General features: G+C 36.2%; 15 protein-coding genes and 1 pseudogene. 3 read left to right on the plus strand and 13 right to left on the minus strand.

What is annotated here, in order from left to right:
- Window positions 1-3 precede the first annotated feature (3 nt).
- The 12 genes from VB740_RS24615 to VB740_RS24670 form a co-directional block, all read right to left on the minus strand.
- Window positions 4-1,347 carry a hypothetical protein gene (locus tag VB740_RS24615; RefSeq protein ID WP_323202502.1) on the minus strand — a complete coding sequence of 448 codons (1,344 nt, stop codon included), beginning with the start codon at window positions 1,345-1,347 and terminating at the stop codon, window positions 4-6.
- 146 nt (window positions 1,348-1,493) lie between these two features.
- A complete protein-coding gene (locus VB740_RS24620; RefSeq protein ID WP_323202503.1) occupies window positions 1,494-2,090 on the minus strand; it encodes an acyltransferase in 597 nt (198 codons plus the stop codon).
- Between the two features lie 300 nt (window positions 2,091-2,390).
- Window positions 2,391-3,482: a glycosyltransferase family 1 protein gene (locus VB740_RS24625; protein ID WP_323202504.1), complete on the minus strand. Its 1,092-nt coding sequence runs from the start codon at window positions 3,480-3,482 to the stop codon at window positions 2,391-2,393.
- Between the two features lie 43 nt (window positions 3,483-3,525).
- Window positions 3,526-4,668: a glycosyltransferase family 4 protein gene (locus VB740_RS24630; RefSeq protein ID WP_323202505.1), complete on the minus strand. Its 1,143-nt coding sequence runs from the start codon at window positions 4,666-4,668 to the stop codon at window positions 3,526-3,528.
- 25 nt (window positions 4,669-4,693) lie between these two features.
- Window positions 4,694-5,701 carry a glycosyltransferase family 2 protein gene (locus VB740_RS24635; RefSeq protein ID WP_323202506.1) on the minus strand — a complete coding sequence of 336 codons (1,008 nt, stop codon included), beginning with the start codon at window positions 5,699-5,701 and terminating at the stop codon, window positions 4,694-4,696.
- Window positions 5,702-5,729: 28 nt separating this feature from the next.
- On the minus strand, window positions 5,730-6,329 hold the full coding sequence (locus VB740_RS24640) for an acyltransferase (RefSeq protein WP_323202507.1): 600 nt from the start codon (window positions 6,327-6,329) through the stop codon (window positions 5,730-5,732).
- Window positions 6,326-7,213 (minus strand): class I SAM-dependent methyltransferase, encoded by an 888-nt coding sequence (locus VB740_RS24645; protein ID WP_323202508.1) that lies wholly within the window; start codon window positions 7,211-7,213, stop codon window positions 6,326-6,328. Before VB740_RS24645 ends, VB740_RS24640 begins: the two co-directional genes overlap by 4 nt.
- Window positions 7,214-7,262: 49 nt before the next feature.
- Entirely contained in the window at window positions 7,263-8,114 is an 852-nt protein-coding gene (locus VB740_RS24650; RefSeq protein ID WP_323202509.1) for an FkbM family methyltransferase, read from the minus strand.
- Entirely contained in the window at window positions 8,107-9,384 is a 1,278-nt protein-coding gene (locus VB740_RS24655) for a polysaccharide biosynthesis protein (RefSeq protein ID WP_323202510.1), read from the minus strand. Before VB740_RS24655 ends, VB740_RS24650 begins: the two co-directional genes overlap by 8 nt.
- A 570-nt stretch (window positions 9,385-9,954) precedes the next feature.
- Window positions 9,955-10,383 carry a hypothetical protein gene (locus VB740_RS24660; RefSeq protein ID WP_323202511.1) on the minus strand — a complete coding sequence of 143 codons (429 nt, stop codon included), beginning with the start codon at window positions 10,381-10,383 and terminating at the stop codon, window positions 9,955-9,957.
- Window positions 10,384-10,514: 131 nt separating this feature from the next.
- Window positions 10,515-11,864, minus strand: a complete 1,350-nt coding sequence (locus VB740_RS24665) for a glycosyltransferase family 4 protein (protein WP_323202512.1) — start codon at window positions 11,862-11,864, stop codon at window positions 10,515-10,517.
- Between the two features lie 884 nt (window positions 11,865-12,748).
- On the minus strand, window positions 12,749-13,369 hold the full coding sequence (locus tag VB740_RS24670; protein ID WP_323202513.1) for a hypothetical protein: 621 nt from the start codon (window positions 13,367-13,369) through the stop codon (window positions 12,749-12,751).
- Between the two features lie 168 nt (window positions 13,370-13,537).
- Between VB740_RS24670 and VB740_RS24675 the strand changes: the two genes are divergently transcribed.
- From VB740_RS24675 to VB740_RS24685, 3 genes are all read left to right on the plus strand, one after another.
- Window positions 13,538-14,326, plus strand: a complete 789-nt coding sequence (locus VB740_RS24675; RefSeq protein ID WP_323202514.1) for an SDR family oxidoreductase — start codon at window positions 13,538-13,540, stop codon at window positions 14,324-14,326.
- 93 nt (window positions 14,327-14,419) lie between these two features.
- On the plus strand, window positions 14,420-15,139 hold the full coding sequence (locus VB740_RS24680; protein WP_323202515.1) for a rhomboid family intramembrane serine protease: 720 nt from the start codon (window positions 14,420-14,422) through the stop codon (window positions 15,137-15,139).
- A 243-nt stretch (window positions 15,140-15,382) separates the two neighbouring features.
- Window positions 15,383-16,054 carry a rhomboid family intramembrane serine protease gene (locus tag VB740_RS24685; protein ID WP_323202516.1) on the plus strand — a complete coding sequence of 224 codons (672 nt, stop codon included), beginning with the start codon at window positions 15,383-15,385 and terminating at the stop codon, window positions 16,052-16,054.
- Window positions 16,055-16,123: 69 nt separating this feature from the next.
- Here the strand turns inward: VB740_RS24685 and VB740_RS24690 are convergent.
- A pseudogene (locus VB740_RS24690) lies at window positions 16,124-16,363 on the minus strand (YdeI/OmpD-associated family protein); the annotation flags it as partial.
- Window positions 16,364-16,446: the final 83 nt, after the last annotated feature.

Consider the following 16,446-nt stretch of genomic DNA (forward strand, 5'->3'; position numbering starts at 1 on the left):
TTTTTAAAAAGTTTCTTGTTCACGTTTTTCTAATGCTGGCAATAAAAGAATAAATCCTGCAAAAAACCAATAATAAATGCCCATATAGGGATTAAAAATTACAGGAATAGTTATCTGAAGAGCGTGAAACAAAAAAGCAGATAAAGCTAGCTGGTATAAAAATGGATCGCGGAGCTTTATTAAAGTTAGCAAAAGATAAATAATCAAACTTATCCGAATTAAATACCATGAAATGAAACCAATTACACCTATTTCTGCGGCTACTCTTGGAGGTTCTACTTCAAGTAGTGGCATAGGCTCACCTTGAGGCAAATCAAGCAATTTTCTTAGAAATGATGTTGCTTGGTGAGTGGCTCCAGTTCCATAGCTGTCTATTTGTTTAGATTGTATTATGTAGTTGATTCCTGAAGCTGCTTCAGCAAAGGGTCTCCAAATACGAGCAGTACCTTCTGCTGAATTGGATGTACTACGCTGAGAAAGCAAATTAATACTCTTGCTAAAATAAGTGGGAACAACCATCGCTGCAACAATCGTTGGTATTATAAACTTTTTGATGATACGAGGTGCTTGATTGAGGTGTGTTAATGACAATATGAATATATAACTAATTAAAAATAAAGCTTCATATAAAACTACTGCTCTTGAACCTGTCATAAAAGAAGTTCCTAATACCAGTAGCAATTCAATAATAGTTAAACAATACCATATACGCGACTGTCTTAATGTGAGCAGAGGTATAAGTAAAGCCAAGCTGACAGATAAGTATGTCCCAAAACCAGTAATATAGGAAAAAGTTCCGCTAACTCTCACTATTTGTTCTTTTCCTACTCCAAAGGTAGCTACTACATCTACACCACTGGCGTAAACATTTAAGGGGCTTGAAGGAGGGCTAAAAAACTGAGCTACTGCTAGCAAACAAACAGGAATAACTAGTAATGAATAGTTTCTGATAAATTTATATAAATCTATTTTTGAAGTAAATAAATCTGGCAAAATCCAAAATATAGGAATATACAATAAATATGTTTTCAATCCGAACAAGCCTACAATGTAAGAGCCTAAGCTGGGATTAAAAGCTTGCACGAAAGACCAAATAGCCAATAAGTATATGAAAATATTAATATTATGCTTTTTTATTTTTTTACCTTCTATTAAAAAATATTTTATATAAGCTCCTATTAAAACTAAATCTTTAACAAAATATATCAAGTTACTAGCTTGGGGCAAAATCCATTTTCGTGCTACTCCTTCTAATATTATAAATACTAATACAAAAACAACCGATTTCTTCCAATCTAATGCAGAAATAAAGATTAGAAAAAATATTGCGACAATAGCTATTAACATAATTAAATAGGAATCTGGTCTGATTATTTAAAAAATTCTCTACACTTGAATCTTAAGTATAGGGTAGGCATTGTCCACCCTACCTATATTTTAAAAATTAGATATGAATCTTATAGAGTATTTAATGATTTAAATCATATAGTTTATCAATATTTTCCTAGCCATGCTTCATAACAAGCAATTAGTTGAACTGGGTTATACTTAAGCTGCCGTACTCTTTGCTTATCAAGTAATTTAGCCGGATTACCAACAGCAATATTATATTCAGGTATATTTTTAGTTACTACTGCCCCTGCTCCTACTATAGCGCCTTTCCCAATATGAACACCAGGTAGAATAATTGCATCTGTAGCAATCCAAGCATAATCATCAATAATTATCGGTTTAGCAAAAGAAGACCAAAATGGATCATCCACATCATGACTAGCTGTGAGTAATTTGGCACCATCGTTGATGACAACGAAAGAACCTATGCTAATATCTGCGTGTATAGCAAGATATGCTTGACCAATAAAAGTACAATCTCCAATAGTTAGTTGATGTAAAGAGCCTTCTATTCTAATTTTGTTAGAAATAATACTAACATTGCCTATTTTAGTTCCTTTTATTTCCAATAAAAACTTATCCTTTAATAGTGTAAATAATTTAGGAAAAGATACAATACGTTTTGCCCATTGCTTGAGCCAATACCATGAAAAAACATGTGATTTTTGTCGATTTTGCAAAAGATATATAAAACTCATATTTTTTATATATATTCTTATATTCTTTATTTATTGGGTTTAGGTACAGGCTGGGAAAAGCTTTGGAAAATTCTACATCTAGAGTTTTCCAAATTTTTTATGATTGCTTTTATATAAATTGACTAAAACTTGGAAAATACTTTAAAAATTAGGATATACACACTACATTTTATATTTTTCAGATGATGACGCTCTTAAGCTTATAATACTGATTGGGGAATCAAAGTTTTTCATCGAGCGATTAAAATCTATGTGGTATTTTTTGTTTTGTTAATCTATCAGTACTAGCTTTTCTTGTTGTCAAGATATCAAGTTCTCCATAAAAATTTTGGCTTGTGCTGGAAGGCTATGGGTTCGATACCATTTATATGCATTATCTGCAATATCTTGCCCATATTTTAAGCTTATTTTATTACTATGGTTATCGGCAGACAAGTAATGTTTGCCTTTTTCGAGACCGTCTATCGGTACTTTGCTAGAGATAGTCATGCAAGGAATTAGTCTATGGGCGCAGTAAGAAGCAAAAATAGTTGATTTGGCTAAGTGTGTAGGGGGAGGGAAGTTTAAAAATCCTGCAATAGAATCCTGCAAAATTTTACTAATTTCTTCAGCTTTATCCACCCCTTTTTCTATGATAGGAATTTCCCCAATTTTAGAAATCTCCAAATCGATTGGTACACCAATATCCAATATTTCATTAATTTTTAAACTTTGGCAGGTTGCTTCTAAGGCTTTGAGGCATTGATTGTAGACTTGTAGCCTAGCGTTACGGCTGCCAAAAACTACTAGTCGCTGAGAGCGTTCTGGTAGAGTAGGCAAATATTCTGGTTCTCCAATATTGGAAAATACAGGAAGGCAAGTAATTTCAGTTTGTTGAGTACGATTCAGTTGATACAAAAGTTCGCCATAACTTTGTTTACTAGTTATACAGCGATCGCTCATTTGTGCCAAACGTGCTGCTAAACTTTTTTGTAAGGATGATAGCCAGAAAGAACTTGTCCATATAGGGCCAGAAGCAGAGATTTCATGGAACATGGTAACGAGCGATCGCGTTGGAAATGAACTTTTCCAACGCTGTAACCCATCGACTAACCAAACTGGACAGCCTCGTTGAGCATAGCCGTAGCCTACGTAATGTAAAAGTATACTGGACGAGTCATCGGTTGATAATAAATTTAGCAGTGAATCAGGGGAGCGATCGTTAACTTGGCTAATAGAAAATCCCTGAATTTCTGCTCCGCCATTCCATGTGGGATTACCTACAACAAAATGAGTTTGAATATTAAAATCTTGGCGAAGCTGACGAGCTAGGTTTAGCGCATAATCCCCTACACCATCAATTGCAGGAGGTAGTCTAGGGATAATAGCGGTTACACCAGTTAAATAATTCATTATCAAATACTATAATTTCAGAGGTTTAAACATGAGTCAAGAGTTAGGCTAAATCCTTCAGCACCTTAAAACCTGCAAGCCATTGTGAATAACTCATTTCTAATTTATCTATTGCCAAATCCCATCTCAGAGTTTGCACTCGTTCATAACCCATTTGAGCTATTTTCATCCGCAAAGATTCATTGAGTAATAATTCTTTCACAGCTTCATATAAGTACGGTGAAAGTGGTTCATCTATCAGCATGGCCTCTTCCCTATGCTTGAGACTAGCTGCAAACCCAGTTTTATTGGCAACTAAAGCACAACCACAAGCCATTGCTTCGGCTGATACTAAACCAAAGCTTTCGTAAATCGAAGGCATTATGAGAATAGAAACAGTTTGATAAATTTGTTTTAGTATATCCTTGTTATCAACAAAAGGAATAACCTCGATTCTATTACATATCTCTATAGGGAAATTTTCTTCTTTTTTAAAGTTATTACCTACACCAATTAATTTAAATCTAGAGTTACTAAAATCTGTTAGAATTTTGGATATATCATTTTTTATTATTTGAATTCCTTTGCGGGTTAGCCAAGTTCCACAGTAAGCAATAATAGGTTTTCTTTTGAAGCTGATATTGATTTTCAAGTAGTTATCCAACAGACTATTTTCAATAGTAATAATATTTAATGAACTTTGATATTTATTTTTTAAAGCATAATTACTTTCATATTGACTGACTGTAATGATTCCATCTACCTTAGTAAAAGCTTGGCTAAACAAAGCACTTTGATTAAGTTGATACCATTTTCTTACTACAGCATTATAGTTTAATACTTTCCCATAGTTTGATATCACTTCATAGACATTTGTTTCTAGCCCATTCGAGTGACTAATCATTAAATAAGAACGATTTTTTAACTGATGTAAAACTGAAATTGTTAACCATGCTTCTGCTCCATAAAATTCAATAATGTCATACCTTTTTTTCTTGATTTGACGTAAGCAAAAAAAAAGCATCCCAAGAGCTTGTCGGTAACTTTTAGCGCGTCCACCCAGAAATTGGAAAGGTTCATAGGCTTCTGGTCCAAATACATCAACTTCATGTCCTAGTTGTTGTAAACCGCGAGTAAAATTAACGATAATGTAGCCTGAACCTTGAGATTCAATGAGGGGACAGTTGCTAATCGTAAGGATTTTCATATTAATAAATAATATTTTTTAAGAATTAATAAAAAATCGAGAGTCCTATATTTTTTATTGTAGCTAAACAAGTATACACTTGGTCTAAGATTGCCATTAATACTTTTAATAATAGAGGAGGTTTTTGAATAGGAATTGATGGGATATCTTGAATTCCTTGTTGTTGAGCATAAAGTCGGCAAGCCTCCCAATTAAAATTCCAAATATCATCTAACCAAAATCTTTTAATACCATACTTGTGAAAATATTTTATAACTTCTACATCTTGCCAATAATATTTATAATTAATTATTGTTTTCATATCAATACCACTTCTCTCCCATCCTTCAAACCATTCATAGCAAGCTTTTTGAAGAGTTCCTCCTTGAGTCCAATTTTTTACAGAACTATAACTTTTTCTTCTTCTAAATAAAGGATTAACTCTATAAATATTTTCTATCACACTATACATTCGCCATTTTGATGATTGTGCTGTTAAACGAGTAATAGCATAATGGATAATTTTCACGTCATGTATATCTAGTCTTGGAGCATTATCTGGAATAGGAATTCTAATGCTATGTACTCTCTTCGGTTGATGTTCTACTCCATCATCCACATATCCAAGTGGCCAAGCAACATCATATCTAATACACTGCTCAGGTTTTAAATACAAGTCAGGTTTCTCAAAACATAATATTGTTCCTGGTTGTGCTTTCAACATAGTTTGCCATCCTATGGTATGGATAGCGTTAGCAGCCATAATTTCATCAGCATCTAACGCTAGAATAATCTTATGGTCAGGAACTAGCTGTCTAGCTGTTTGTAACAAAAGAATTTGGCGGCTAGCTTCATCGTATTGTTCTAATTGATTTTCAATTAATTTAACTTTTGGGTATTTATTACAAATTTCTTTACTGCCATCAGTCGAGTTTTGATCAGCGATAATAATCAGATCAGCAAATTGGCTAGTGACAGATAAAAAACGATCTAAAATCCAATCTTCATTTTTGACTGGAGTGACTACAATTATTTTGGGTTTTGAACCGCTCATCATTATTTTTAATAAATAATATTTTTATTCATTCATCTCTGCGTTTAAGCACTTTTCCAGGTACTCCAACTACCACAGAATAGGATTCAACATCTTTGGTAACTACTGAACCTGCACCAATTACTGCACCTTTCCCGATAGTAAGGCCATCTAAAATTTTACAACCAGAACCTATCCATACATCATCTTCAATTACAATCCCTTTTTTTGTGTCACCCTGAAGCCGAATCAATTTGTTTTTATCTTCAAAAACATGATTCGATGGAATAATTACAGTATGTGCTGCAATCAAAACATTATTACCAATTTGTAAACCTCCATGCCCATAAAGGATAGAAAATGGATTTATGTTACAATAATCGCCAATTATTATATGACCTCCATAAGTTAATATCATACAATAATGATTAATAACAGTATTGTTTCCTATCCGTATAAAAGAGTTTCCACTGTCACAACCTATTATGACATTAGGGCATACTAAAACATCGTTTCCTATAGATATATTTTGTGTATAACCATGTAGGTTGCTAGAAGGATGAATGTGAGAATTACTGCCAAGGTATTTTAATTTTAAAGAGTAGTAATACCAAATAATTTGCCAGCCTAGAGCTTTTAATAAACTCATAATTTTACTTTAGAGATAGCAATAAAAGCTTGTTCTGCAAATTCATCCTCTGTACCACAGGGGTATTTAACTTGAAAACCCTGTGAAGTAGCCCAATAATGAACTTCTTTTTTAGAAGCTATGTAAATAGCATCAATATCAGTTTGCATGAGAGATGGATAAGATAAACAAAGGGGACGGGTATTGATAGGAAAATCCCCAATGCTCATTTCTGTTCTTTTTAAGGCTTTTGGTAAACGGATTCTACTATCATATAAACTCACTAAAGCATCAATAACTTTTCCTTTGCGTAATTTTTGAGATGCTGTTGCAATGGGAGAAAAACCTAAATTTTGAGATGCAAATCGTCCAGATTCTATAAAATCAGGAAATACTAATATAAGATAACCATTTGCTTTGATTACTCTCATCATTTCATTTAATGCACGTTCTGGGTAAACTAGATGTTCCAGAACATAAAGTGAAAAACAAATGTCAAAAGATGAATCAGGGAAAGGAAGGCTATAAGCTGTACTACATTGCCAATGTGCTTCAGGATGTTTATAGCTATTTTGCTGAATGATGTAATCAGCCATTTCTATGCCACTATAGTCTCCTTGATAACCATATTGACGTAATTGACGATATAAACGACCATTAGCACAACCTATTTCTAAAATTGTTTGCGGCTTCAGATCGCAAATATATTTGGGCATCAAATGACGTACTGAGTTTAAGTCGGTTGGAATTTCCTCTTGAGTATTCAACATCGATTGATACATTTCACGACCATTTTGCTGCCCATAAAACCAAGCCATTTGCTCATTTAAGGATGATAATATATCTGGCTCTCCGCTAACGCTGGACATCCATCTAAATTTGCGATCACACTTTTTAATTTCCATTAGTTTACCTATTTTTAGATTTAAAAATTTCTCTCTATTGAATCAAGCTCTATTTATTAGAAAGTGCAAATAAATGAAAATTATCATGCTTAATAAGTAACTCAGGTTTCAAATCTGCCAAAGCACAAGGTACAATTTCTCCGTTAGTAATTAACTGAAGAAAAATTTGATATTCAGATAATGGCAAAAGTCCTAAAAGCTCTTTAAGGGAGCTTAAGCGATCAGAAAAGGAAGAACAATGAATTTCAATATCCAACTTAGGTTTTGTTTTTAGTATTTCAGTTGCGCCTTTTAGCACTTCAACTTCATATCCTTCTACATCTATTTTCAAAAAAGTTGGCTTTGTTATTGAGAATACTTCATCTAATGTGATCACAGGTACATTAATAAATTGTAATCCTTCTGTTTTACCGACAGAACCGTTAGGATAGTCAGTAAATTCTACTATCCCATTATGAGAACCAACAGCTTGATTTCTAATTTCAAAATTATTGACTTGATTGATATCAATATTAATCTGAGCCATATTAACATTAGATGATAGAGCTTCAAATCCAATAACTTTTGATTCTTTTCCTATACATTTAGCAAAAAATATACCTGTAAATCCGATGTTTGCGCCACAATCAACAACAATGTCACCTTTTCTAAGAGCATTTTCTTTTAACCATACTAACTCTGTCCAGTGATCAAGATATTCAGGTCGATCATACCAATTTTTGGCAAAAAGATCGCTTATATATAAGCTAATTCTTTCTCCTGCTACATTTTTTTCGATTTGATATGGTTGAAAAGTCTTTTTCTCGTAAAGATAAATAAGTTTATTTTTAGCTCTTTTCATAAAGACGCTAATAGGTTCATAACGAAGCGTATCAATTGATTTCTTGAAAAGTTTAAGCATTTAAAAAATTTCCTCTGTTGTATTGGTTTTTAAAACCTTTATAGTTAATGTAAATATTGACTAATAAGGTTGGCAACGCAGACACTAAACCAAACATTATTACACCTTTTACATTAGACACATCGACAATAGTCAATAAGACAATTTGCGTCAATACTGTGCTTGGTATAATCAACCAAGAATCTTTTGTCCATCCCCTAGAAGTATTTAAACTCCATGCTACAGAACTAATAGCAGAAATCATAGTGGCTAATACAACTAAGGATAATTCTTCCTGAAGATGATCATATTTATTGCCGAGTATCCAAAGTAATTGTTGGGGGAAAGTAGCTGAAAAAGCTAGTAATATACTAGATAAAAATGTGTAAATCAACATAACCTGAAAATAACGTGGTTTTAGTAACTTTAAAGACTCATATTTAGCAAAACGAGGTACAATTATATTGCTTACAACAGAAGTCATCACCGTAAAAATTACTCCTAATCTTCCTAATGCTCCCACTTCAGCAATGCTCTTGGTTTGACCAAAAACACTAATTAGCCAAATTGTTATCTGCCCTTGAATAGAAAAGAAAATAGAATAGGCAATTAGATTCCTTACACTCCCTTTGATTTGCTGACTATATTCTTTGTTAATGGGAACATCTTTTTCTAAAAAATTATTATTCCATCTTTGCAAAAAAAATGTTCTTAAACCAGATGCAGCCGTTGAACAACAAGCATATATTAGAGCATTAGCTGAAGTTAGCCCAGCAATTGCTAAAAATAATAGACGTGAACTAGCAAAGATAGCGTCCAGGCGTTGAATTTGTTGAATTTGAGATTTTAAGAGAGGAACAATGCCTAGAACACCCTGAATTAAGTAAAAATAAAGTTCTATTAGAATTGCTAAAATAATTAATATGGCATAAAAAAAGGATGTTCCATTACTAATGAGTAACCAGAGAAGAATAGGTCCGACTACAATTACAGCAGTAAAGCCTAAGTAGTATCTTAGTTGCATCCCTGTACGTATCAACTGACTAAAATGATAACGTTCTTGCCAGACTTTTCCTCCAATAGATAAAATTCCACTACTAATTCCACCATCTGCTAAAACATTCATAGTCGATTGCAGAGAATTAGCAATAGTAAAATAGGCATACTCTTCCTTGCTGAGAGTACGAATAATCAAAACTCCACTAGCGAATCCTAATGCTTGTACAATTAATTGAACCGAAACAAATTTAGTTAGAGTTTTAACCCAGTATTGAGTTTTAGATGTCAACATTATTAATTAAGGTTGTTGAACCTTGCGGTGTAAAAGATTATATTTCATGAAATGATTTGTAAATACAGCGATTACAAACTTCTGGCAATCTTTTTGACTGTTGGTATTCTTGTTATAGATGTTGAATTTTCAACTATACTCAACTATCTAGGGCTTGCTGCTAGCATCATTTTCACTACATTTTGCATCTTAAATTTCGCCTATTGCCCCAGCTTGTTCTTCGCCTTATACCGTTTCTTTGTGAAGTTGCATATATTTACTTACCCTATGGCTATGCCGTCCCCCCTCACCAAGAGGGGACTGCATAGGGGCCTTATTATGTGCATCTTCACACAGAATTGGTATTAGTTGGATTCCCTCTACCCACTGGCAGAAAACTTGATTTTGAAATTCATTTTTAAGAGGTTGTTTGAAAAGCGTTTTCCTGTGGTTTTAGTTAGGCACTTTTAGATCCCCCAGAAACACTTTGAAAAAGAGGTAAACCGAAATTTACCCCCAATTGATTGGGGATTTAGAGGGATCTAAAACTTTTGATACCAAAAAGAGAACTTTTCAAACACCCTCTCAGACTTAACTCACAAACTGGAAACCTCTAAGACCTTGATAACCACCTTGTTTGGCACTCCTACGAGTAAACTCGCCCACAGAAGGGTTCCCTAGACAATCAACCACTCCGCTTACTTGCTGCCATAGTTCTTGTGGTGCTACCGAAGTTTCATAACTACCATCATCACACTTCCGAATGTGATACCAAGTTGTTTTCTGACAATGTTCACACCAAAAAGCTTCTAACCATTCTCCTTGTATAGGAACTGTGGTTTGAGATGATACTAACATTAAGGCATTTCGCCGGCTCATACCTCGTTGCTGTAACTGACCTGCTTGGTCAGCAAACATATTATATTTCTGACTGACGCTATCGATATAGCAGCTATGAATTGGGCAATAAATAGCCCGTCGTTTAGAACGTTTCCGATTTCGGTCACACCTTTTCTGCAATTTCACCTCCTGTATAGACAACACCTATGAGCAAGGAAGGCTATGTTGGAGGGACTGAGATCAATAAGACCATCGAAGCCCAACTCCTAATAAATACTGTAAGAATATTCAATTAACTTCAATATGTTTACTTACTTTACATCCGTTTGAGGCATAGTTATTACCTCATCAGATAATAGTGCTTCCTGCAAAACATGCAAGTATTGTTGAGAGATAACTTTCGGTGTAAAATGCGATCGCAAATACTGACGACCTGCTTGGCCTATCTGCTCTGCAATTTCAGGATCTCGACTCAGAAAGCGAATAAATTGCGCTAGACCATGACTATCTCCATTTTCAAATGTCCCACCACAATTAGCTTCAGTCACCAGTTGTTTGAGATATGAAGTTCGGGAGCAAATTACTGCTATTGGTCGCCCAGAGGCTAAACCTGAATAAAATTTGCTAGGAACAACCAAACCCTCTGTAGTTTCATCCACACTCACTAGTGAGAGATCGCAAGCTGTTAAGGAATACGGTAACACCTGCTGATCTTGGTAAGGTAAAAACGTAAAATTTTTCAGCCCTAACCGATTTACTTCCGTGATTAATTCTTCACGTTTGGCACCACCACCAATGCAGACAAACTGAATTGGCTCATCTTGCAGTTGCTTGGCAGCTTCCAATATAGTATCGATGTCATGGCAGCGACCCATATTGCCAGAATAGAGTACGGTAAATTTTTTAACTAAATTGTACTTCCAAGCAAACCAGTTTTCTTGCTTGGCGATGGGCACGATCGCTTCTGGGTTAGCCCAACTGTGAATTATAGAAATCTTATCAGCTACTTCCGGACAATGGGCTACTACCTGTTGTTTCATCGCTGGGCTAAGTACGATAATCGCCTTAGCATTTAACCAAACCTGTTTGTTGATATCACGCCACAAGCGCACTAGCCAGTTATCTTGGGAAATTACACCTAGTGCGATCGCAATATCAGGATATAAATCATAAAGTATGCATACATAGGGCAATCGGAACAATAAATGAGCCAAATATCCGATAACTGGCAAAAATGGGGGAGCTGTAGTTAGTAATAATATATTGTTGCGACGCCAAGCCTTTAGGAGATAGAGCGTAGCCCGTAAAGTATATAGTATCCCATTAATAGCTTTACCACGAATCCTTCCTGGCCAGAGTTGGGCTGTGCGCGATCGCTGAATTCTGATTTGATCAGCCGATTCAACCGCTGGGGCCGTCTGAGAGCTAAATGCATATCCTGGCTGACTTGTAAAAACTTCAATATCTACCCCTTGTGCCCCTAACTGTTTCACTAGCTCTTCGAGCAACTGCCCTGTAGCTGCATAATCTGGGGGAAAAAATTGGGTGACTATAGACAATTTAATGGATTGTTGAACTTTTACAGAAAGTTTATTTTTTGTATCTAACTCAGTAGAAATGGATGGCAACAACTTTTGGTTAATCCATTCATTAAGTCTCATCAGCTATGTTCCTAGTCTAGAGTAAAAAAATGCTTGTTTCATCTATCAGTGAAACTCAATCATTCAATCAGTTTTAAAGACGGATTTGGGCATTTCTTAAATTTGGGTATGTCTAAAAAATAATTGAAGTTGTCATCCCTTGAGCATATTGAAGTGGATGACCTTGATTTACGAAATTAGTTATGCCTGTTAATGTTTCCTGCCGTACTTGATCAGCTGTAGTTTCTACATCACATGTTTTTGTCCCCAGGTAAGTCTTGAGGATATACTATGTTATTTCACAAAGGTTTTTGTAAGCGCAATATTACGTAATTCAAAAAATCGATTGCGGAAGATAACTGTATATTTACTTAGAAAATTAGTTGTCAAATCCAGCCACACATGAAATCTATATATAACGTTTCCTAATCTACTGATACCTTTTCTGTATAAAGGTGCGCTAAATTATCAACAAGGGTCTATTTGGTACAAGTGCGATGGGTCTCAAATTGCTTTTTTGAGATTAAACAGAGCCGAGAAGAATTGAACAAAGCTGTTAAATATGCCGCAGAAGCTAGTAGCAAAGAGCCATTACATCCTCCACAGGCTAAAAACTGGTCAAGCTACAGGCGATCGCATTAAGTACCTACGCGATAGAATGTTGGGACATTAGTACATCAATACTTTTCGGATAAGCCTAACAATCTCTCTTTTGGTCTGGGAAAAGGTTAAAGGGTAAGGGGGAAAGGTGAATTAAAACCTTTCCCTTTCCCCTTTCCCCCTTAACCGAAAAGTATTGATTAGTACATAAGACATTTCCGAAAATGAATATAGAGACGTTGCAATGCAACGTCTCTACAAGGGTTTCAGGTAACGCATAATTAATTTCTGGAGATGTGTATAAACTATTGCCATCCTCGCAGATTTTTATGTACCTGCGCCAGATACCACATATAATCATCAATTTTGTAATTATCAACAGCTTTAACTATATACTCCTGAGCTAAATCCAGATTATTCTCAGCTTCGTAATATAACCCCAAGTAAAGATGACTATAAAAATTTCCCTTTATCCCTTCTGATTGACCCACAGTTAAAACATCATCTGTAGTGCAATCCCCCACATACAAATCATATATGCGCTGCATAACACGTCGAGGGTCATTTTTTACAATTAGTAAAGAATTACGCGCCTCTTCAACGCCTAATGAACGAGCTATGCAGAGATATCGCCAGACTGTCTCTTCAACATCTTGAGCATTCACAGTCAAATCTATTTCAAATTGTTGAGCGCCTTCAGCAAATCTCTCTGCGTAATAATATGATAATCCACGTTGCCAGAGATAAGGTTTAAGACGGGCATCCAACTGCTCTGCCATGTCAAAATCTTGAATAGATTCATCAATCTTGGCCAGTTGAAAGTTAACCATACCCCGGCGAATGTAAGCATTAGGATTTTTCGGCTGATTGTGAATGGTTTCGTTCCAGCGCTGGAGTTGATTTTCCAGAGAATTTAAAGAAAACATGAATTTGCTAGTGGGTTTGGTCAGCGATTCAATTGAAATCAGATGCGATGAATGGTTTAGGTGTTGCGATCATATACATTACGACAAAAGGCGATCGCATTGGGCACTTGCAAGATAAACTCTTAGGTTATTAATAGTTTTAAAATAAAAAAATCCGCAGAATTACAAATGAGCGATGCCTACGGCGGGCTACGCCAACGCTGGACATTAACAGGAAAGAAAGCACTGGTTACAGGTGCCACTAAAGGCATTGGACTAGCTGTTGCCAATGAGTTCTTATCTCTGGGTGCAGAAGTCACAATTGTGGCACGAAATTCTCATGATGTTGACCAACAATTAATTCTCTGGCAACAAGCAGGATTGCCTGCTTATGGGATTACGGCAGATGTTTCCACTCCTGATGGGCGTCAAGTCATCTTTGAGCAAGTTAGCAAAACCTGGGATAAATTAGACATCCTGGTTAATAATGTGGGAACGAATATTAGCAAAAAACTAGTAGACTATACAGCGGCTGAATATGAGTTCATCATTCAGACAAATCAGATATCAATTTTTGAGATGTGCCGTCTGTTTTACCCTCTGCTTCAAAATGGAGAAAACAGCAGCATTGTGAATATAAGTTCTGTAGCGGGTTTAGTCTCGAATCGCACAGGTGCTCCTTATGGTATGACTAAAGCGGCTATCAATCAACTGACGCGATCGCTATCAGTTGAATGGGCGTCAGATCATATTAGAGTAAACACTGTAGCACCTTGGGCTATTCGCACGCCTTTAACCGAGTCTGTACTCGATAATCAAGATTTTCTCAAATTAGTTCTGTCCCAAACCCCTATGGGAAGAGTTGGTCAACCAGAAGAAGTAGCAGGTTTAGTGGCATTTCTTTGTATGCCGGGGGCATCTTTCATTACTGGGCAATGTATCACTGTCGATGGTGGATTTTTGGCTTTCGGTTTTTAAGTCTCAAAACGAGATCCATCCACGGGGTAGAAGAAACTACTTGCATTATTCAGTATTGTGTAACTGCTATCTTAAAATCAGGAAAAAACGCTCGTGGTTCCCATTAGAGATAATAATCCAACAAAAATCACGCCTTATGTAACTTATGGACTGATTGCTGCTAATGTCCTCGCTTTTCTTTACGAAGCAAGTCTTCCCCCCCAAGCATTAAATGGGTTTCTACACCTTGCGGCTGTAGTTCCACGAGAACTGACTTTAAGTTTTGGTGGTATCTCTGTACATCAACCAGTGCCAGAATGGGCAACTTTAATTACCTCGCAATTTTTGCATGGTGGTTTCTTGCACTTAGCAGGCAATATGCTGTTTCTTTGGATTTTTGGTAACAATGTTGAAGATAAGTTAGGCCATGCCAAATATTTGCTGTTCTATTTATCTTGTGGTGTTTTGGCATCCTTGACCCAGTGGTTCTTCGCTCAAGATTCTAGCATTCCTTCTTTGGGTGCAAGTGGTGCGATCGCAGGCATTCTAGGAGCCTACATTCTCCGCTTTCCCAACGCCGAAGTTCTCGGTATAGTGCCTTTAGGGTTTTTCTTCCCGACTTTCCGCGTCCCGGCATATTTCTTTTTAGGATTCTGGTTTCTCGAACAAGCCTTCTACGGTCTTGCTAGTCTCCAAACACCTACCAACATCGGTATGGAAAGCGGCGGTATCGCCTATTGGGCCCATGCAGGCGGGTTTATCTTTGGGGCAATTCTTGGCCCATTGTTGGGTTTATTTAGCGATAAATCACAGGAAGAACCTTGGTATCAATAATTCTTCCAGGTATCGGCTTTTAATCAGGCTAATTAATTAAAAAGGTGATAATTGCCTAAGCTTCGCAACTGCTAGCTTTACAAGTTACAGCAGTTTGCTTTTTAAGTGAGGTACACAATGCGAAAATTAAAATCAGATATATAAACAGTTTCCGCCTCCTGCCTCAAAATCTGTAGCTTTGTACTTCATGTAAAAGAAAACTGCTGTATATTGCAGTTAGTCAATAAATTAGGAAAAACACCTGTGTTTCCCCTCTACGACGAAAATCCGGCGCGAATAACCCCGTATTTCACCTACGGGTTAATTGGCATGAATATTTTAGTTTTTCTTCACGAGGTGAGCCTGCCAAATGCACAATTGAATCAGTTTTTAAGTCAGTATGCAGTAATACCCCAAGAGTTAACTACCAATTTGAGTGCAGAGTGGACAACATTATTTACATCGCAATTTTTACACGGTGGTTGGTGGCACTTAATCTCAAATATGGTGTTTCTTTGGGTTTTTGGTAACAACATTGAAGATCGATTGGGTCATGCCAAATATCTAATTTTTTATTTGGCGTGTGGTGCTTTAGCTGCCTTGTGCCAATGGTTCATTGGCATGAATTCGGAAATTCCTTCCTTGGGAGCAAGTGGTGCAATTTCTGGTGTTTTAGGTGCTTACATTATCCGCTTTCCACATGCAAGAGTGATGACCTTAGTTTTTTTGGGGATTTTCATCACCACAATCAGAGTTCCAGCATTAGTAATAATTGGACTTTTCTTTGTACAAAATGTAATCTCCGGTCTTGCTACCCTGCAAACAGCCGCTAACATGAGCGTGCAAACTGGTGGAGTTGCTTACTGGGCGCACATCGGTGGTTTTGTTTTTGGGGTGATTCTCGCTCCCCTATTTGGGTTGTTTCGGCAGGACTAAGTACGAAATCTCCTAAATTCGTAGCGAAATAATTGCTACCTCTCAATCCTCTGCGTTGAAATTTGCAACAATATATTGTTTATTTAATTTTGACCACACGCTTTTCGGTTTTCGAGGTGTAAATATTTGCATATAACGTTCTTCATCTACGGATTTAACTTTACTGTCAATCCAACCAAAGCATAAGGCTTCTTTTACTGCTTCGCTATATCTAACACTCGGTTTACCACTTTTTACTTTGTAGTAAATGAGCCATACACCAAGAGAGGTGCGATGGTTTTCTTCTAACCATTTCCGCCATTCTTCGCGGCTTTGAGGGCAGAAAGTGGGGAATTCATTATCAAGAAAGGCAGATAGCGCAGCGTAAAGCCTACGGCATAGCTACGCTTAGA

It is taken from the genome of Nostoc sp. UHCC 0251 (assembly GCF_034932245.1).
GTDB lineage: Bacteria > Cyanobacteriota > Cyanobacteriia > Cyanobacteriales > Nostocaceae > Nostoc.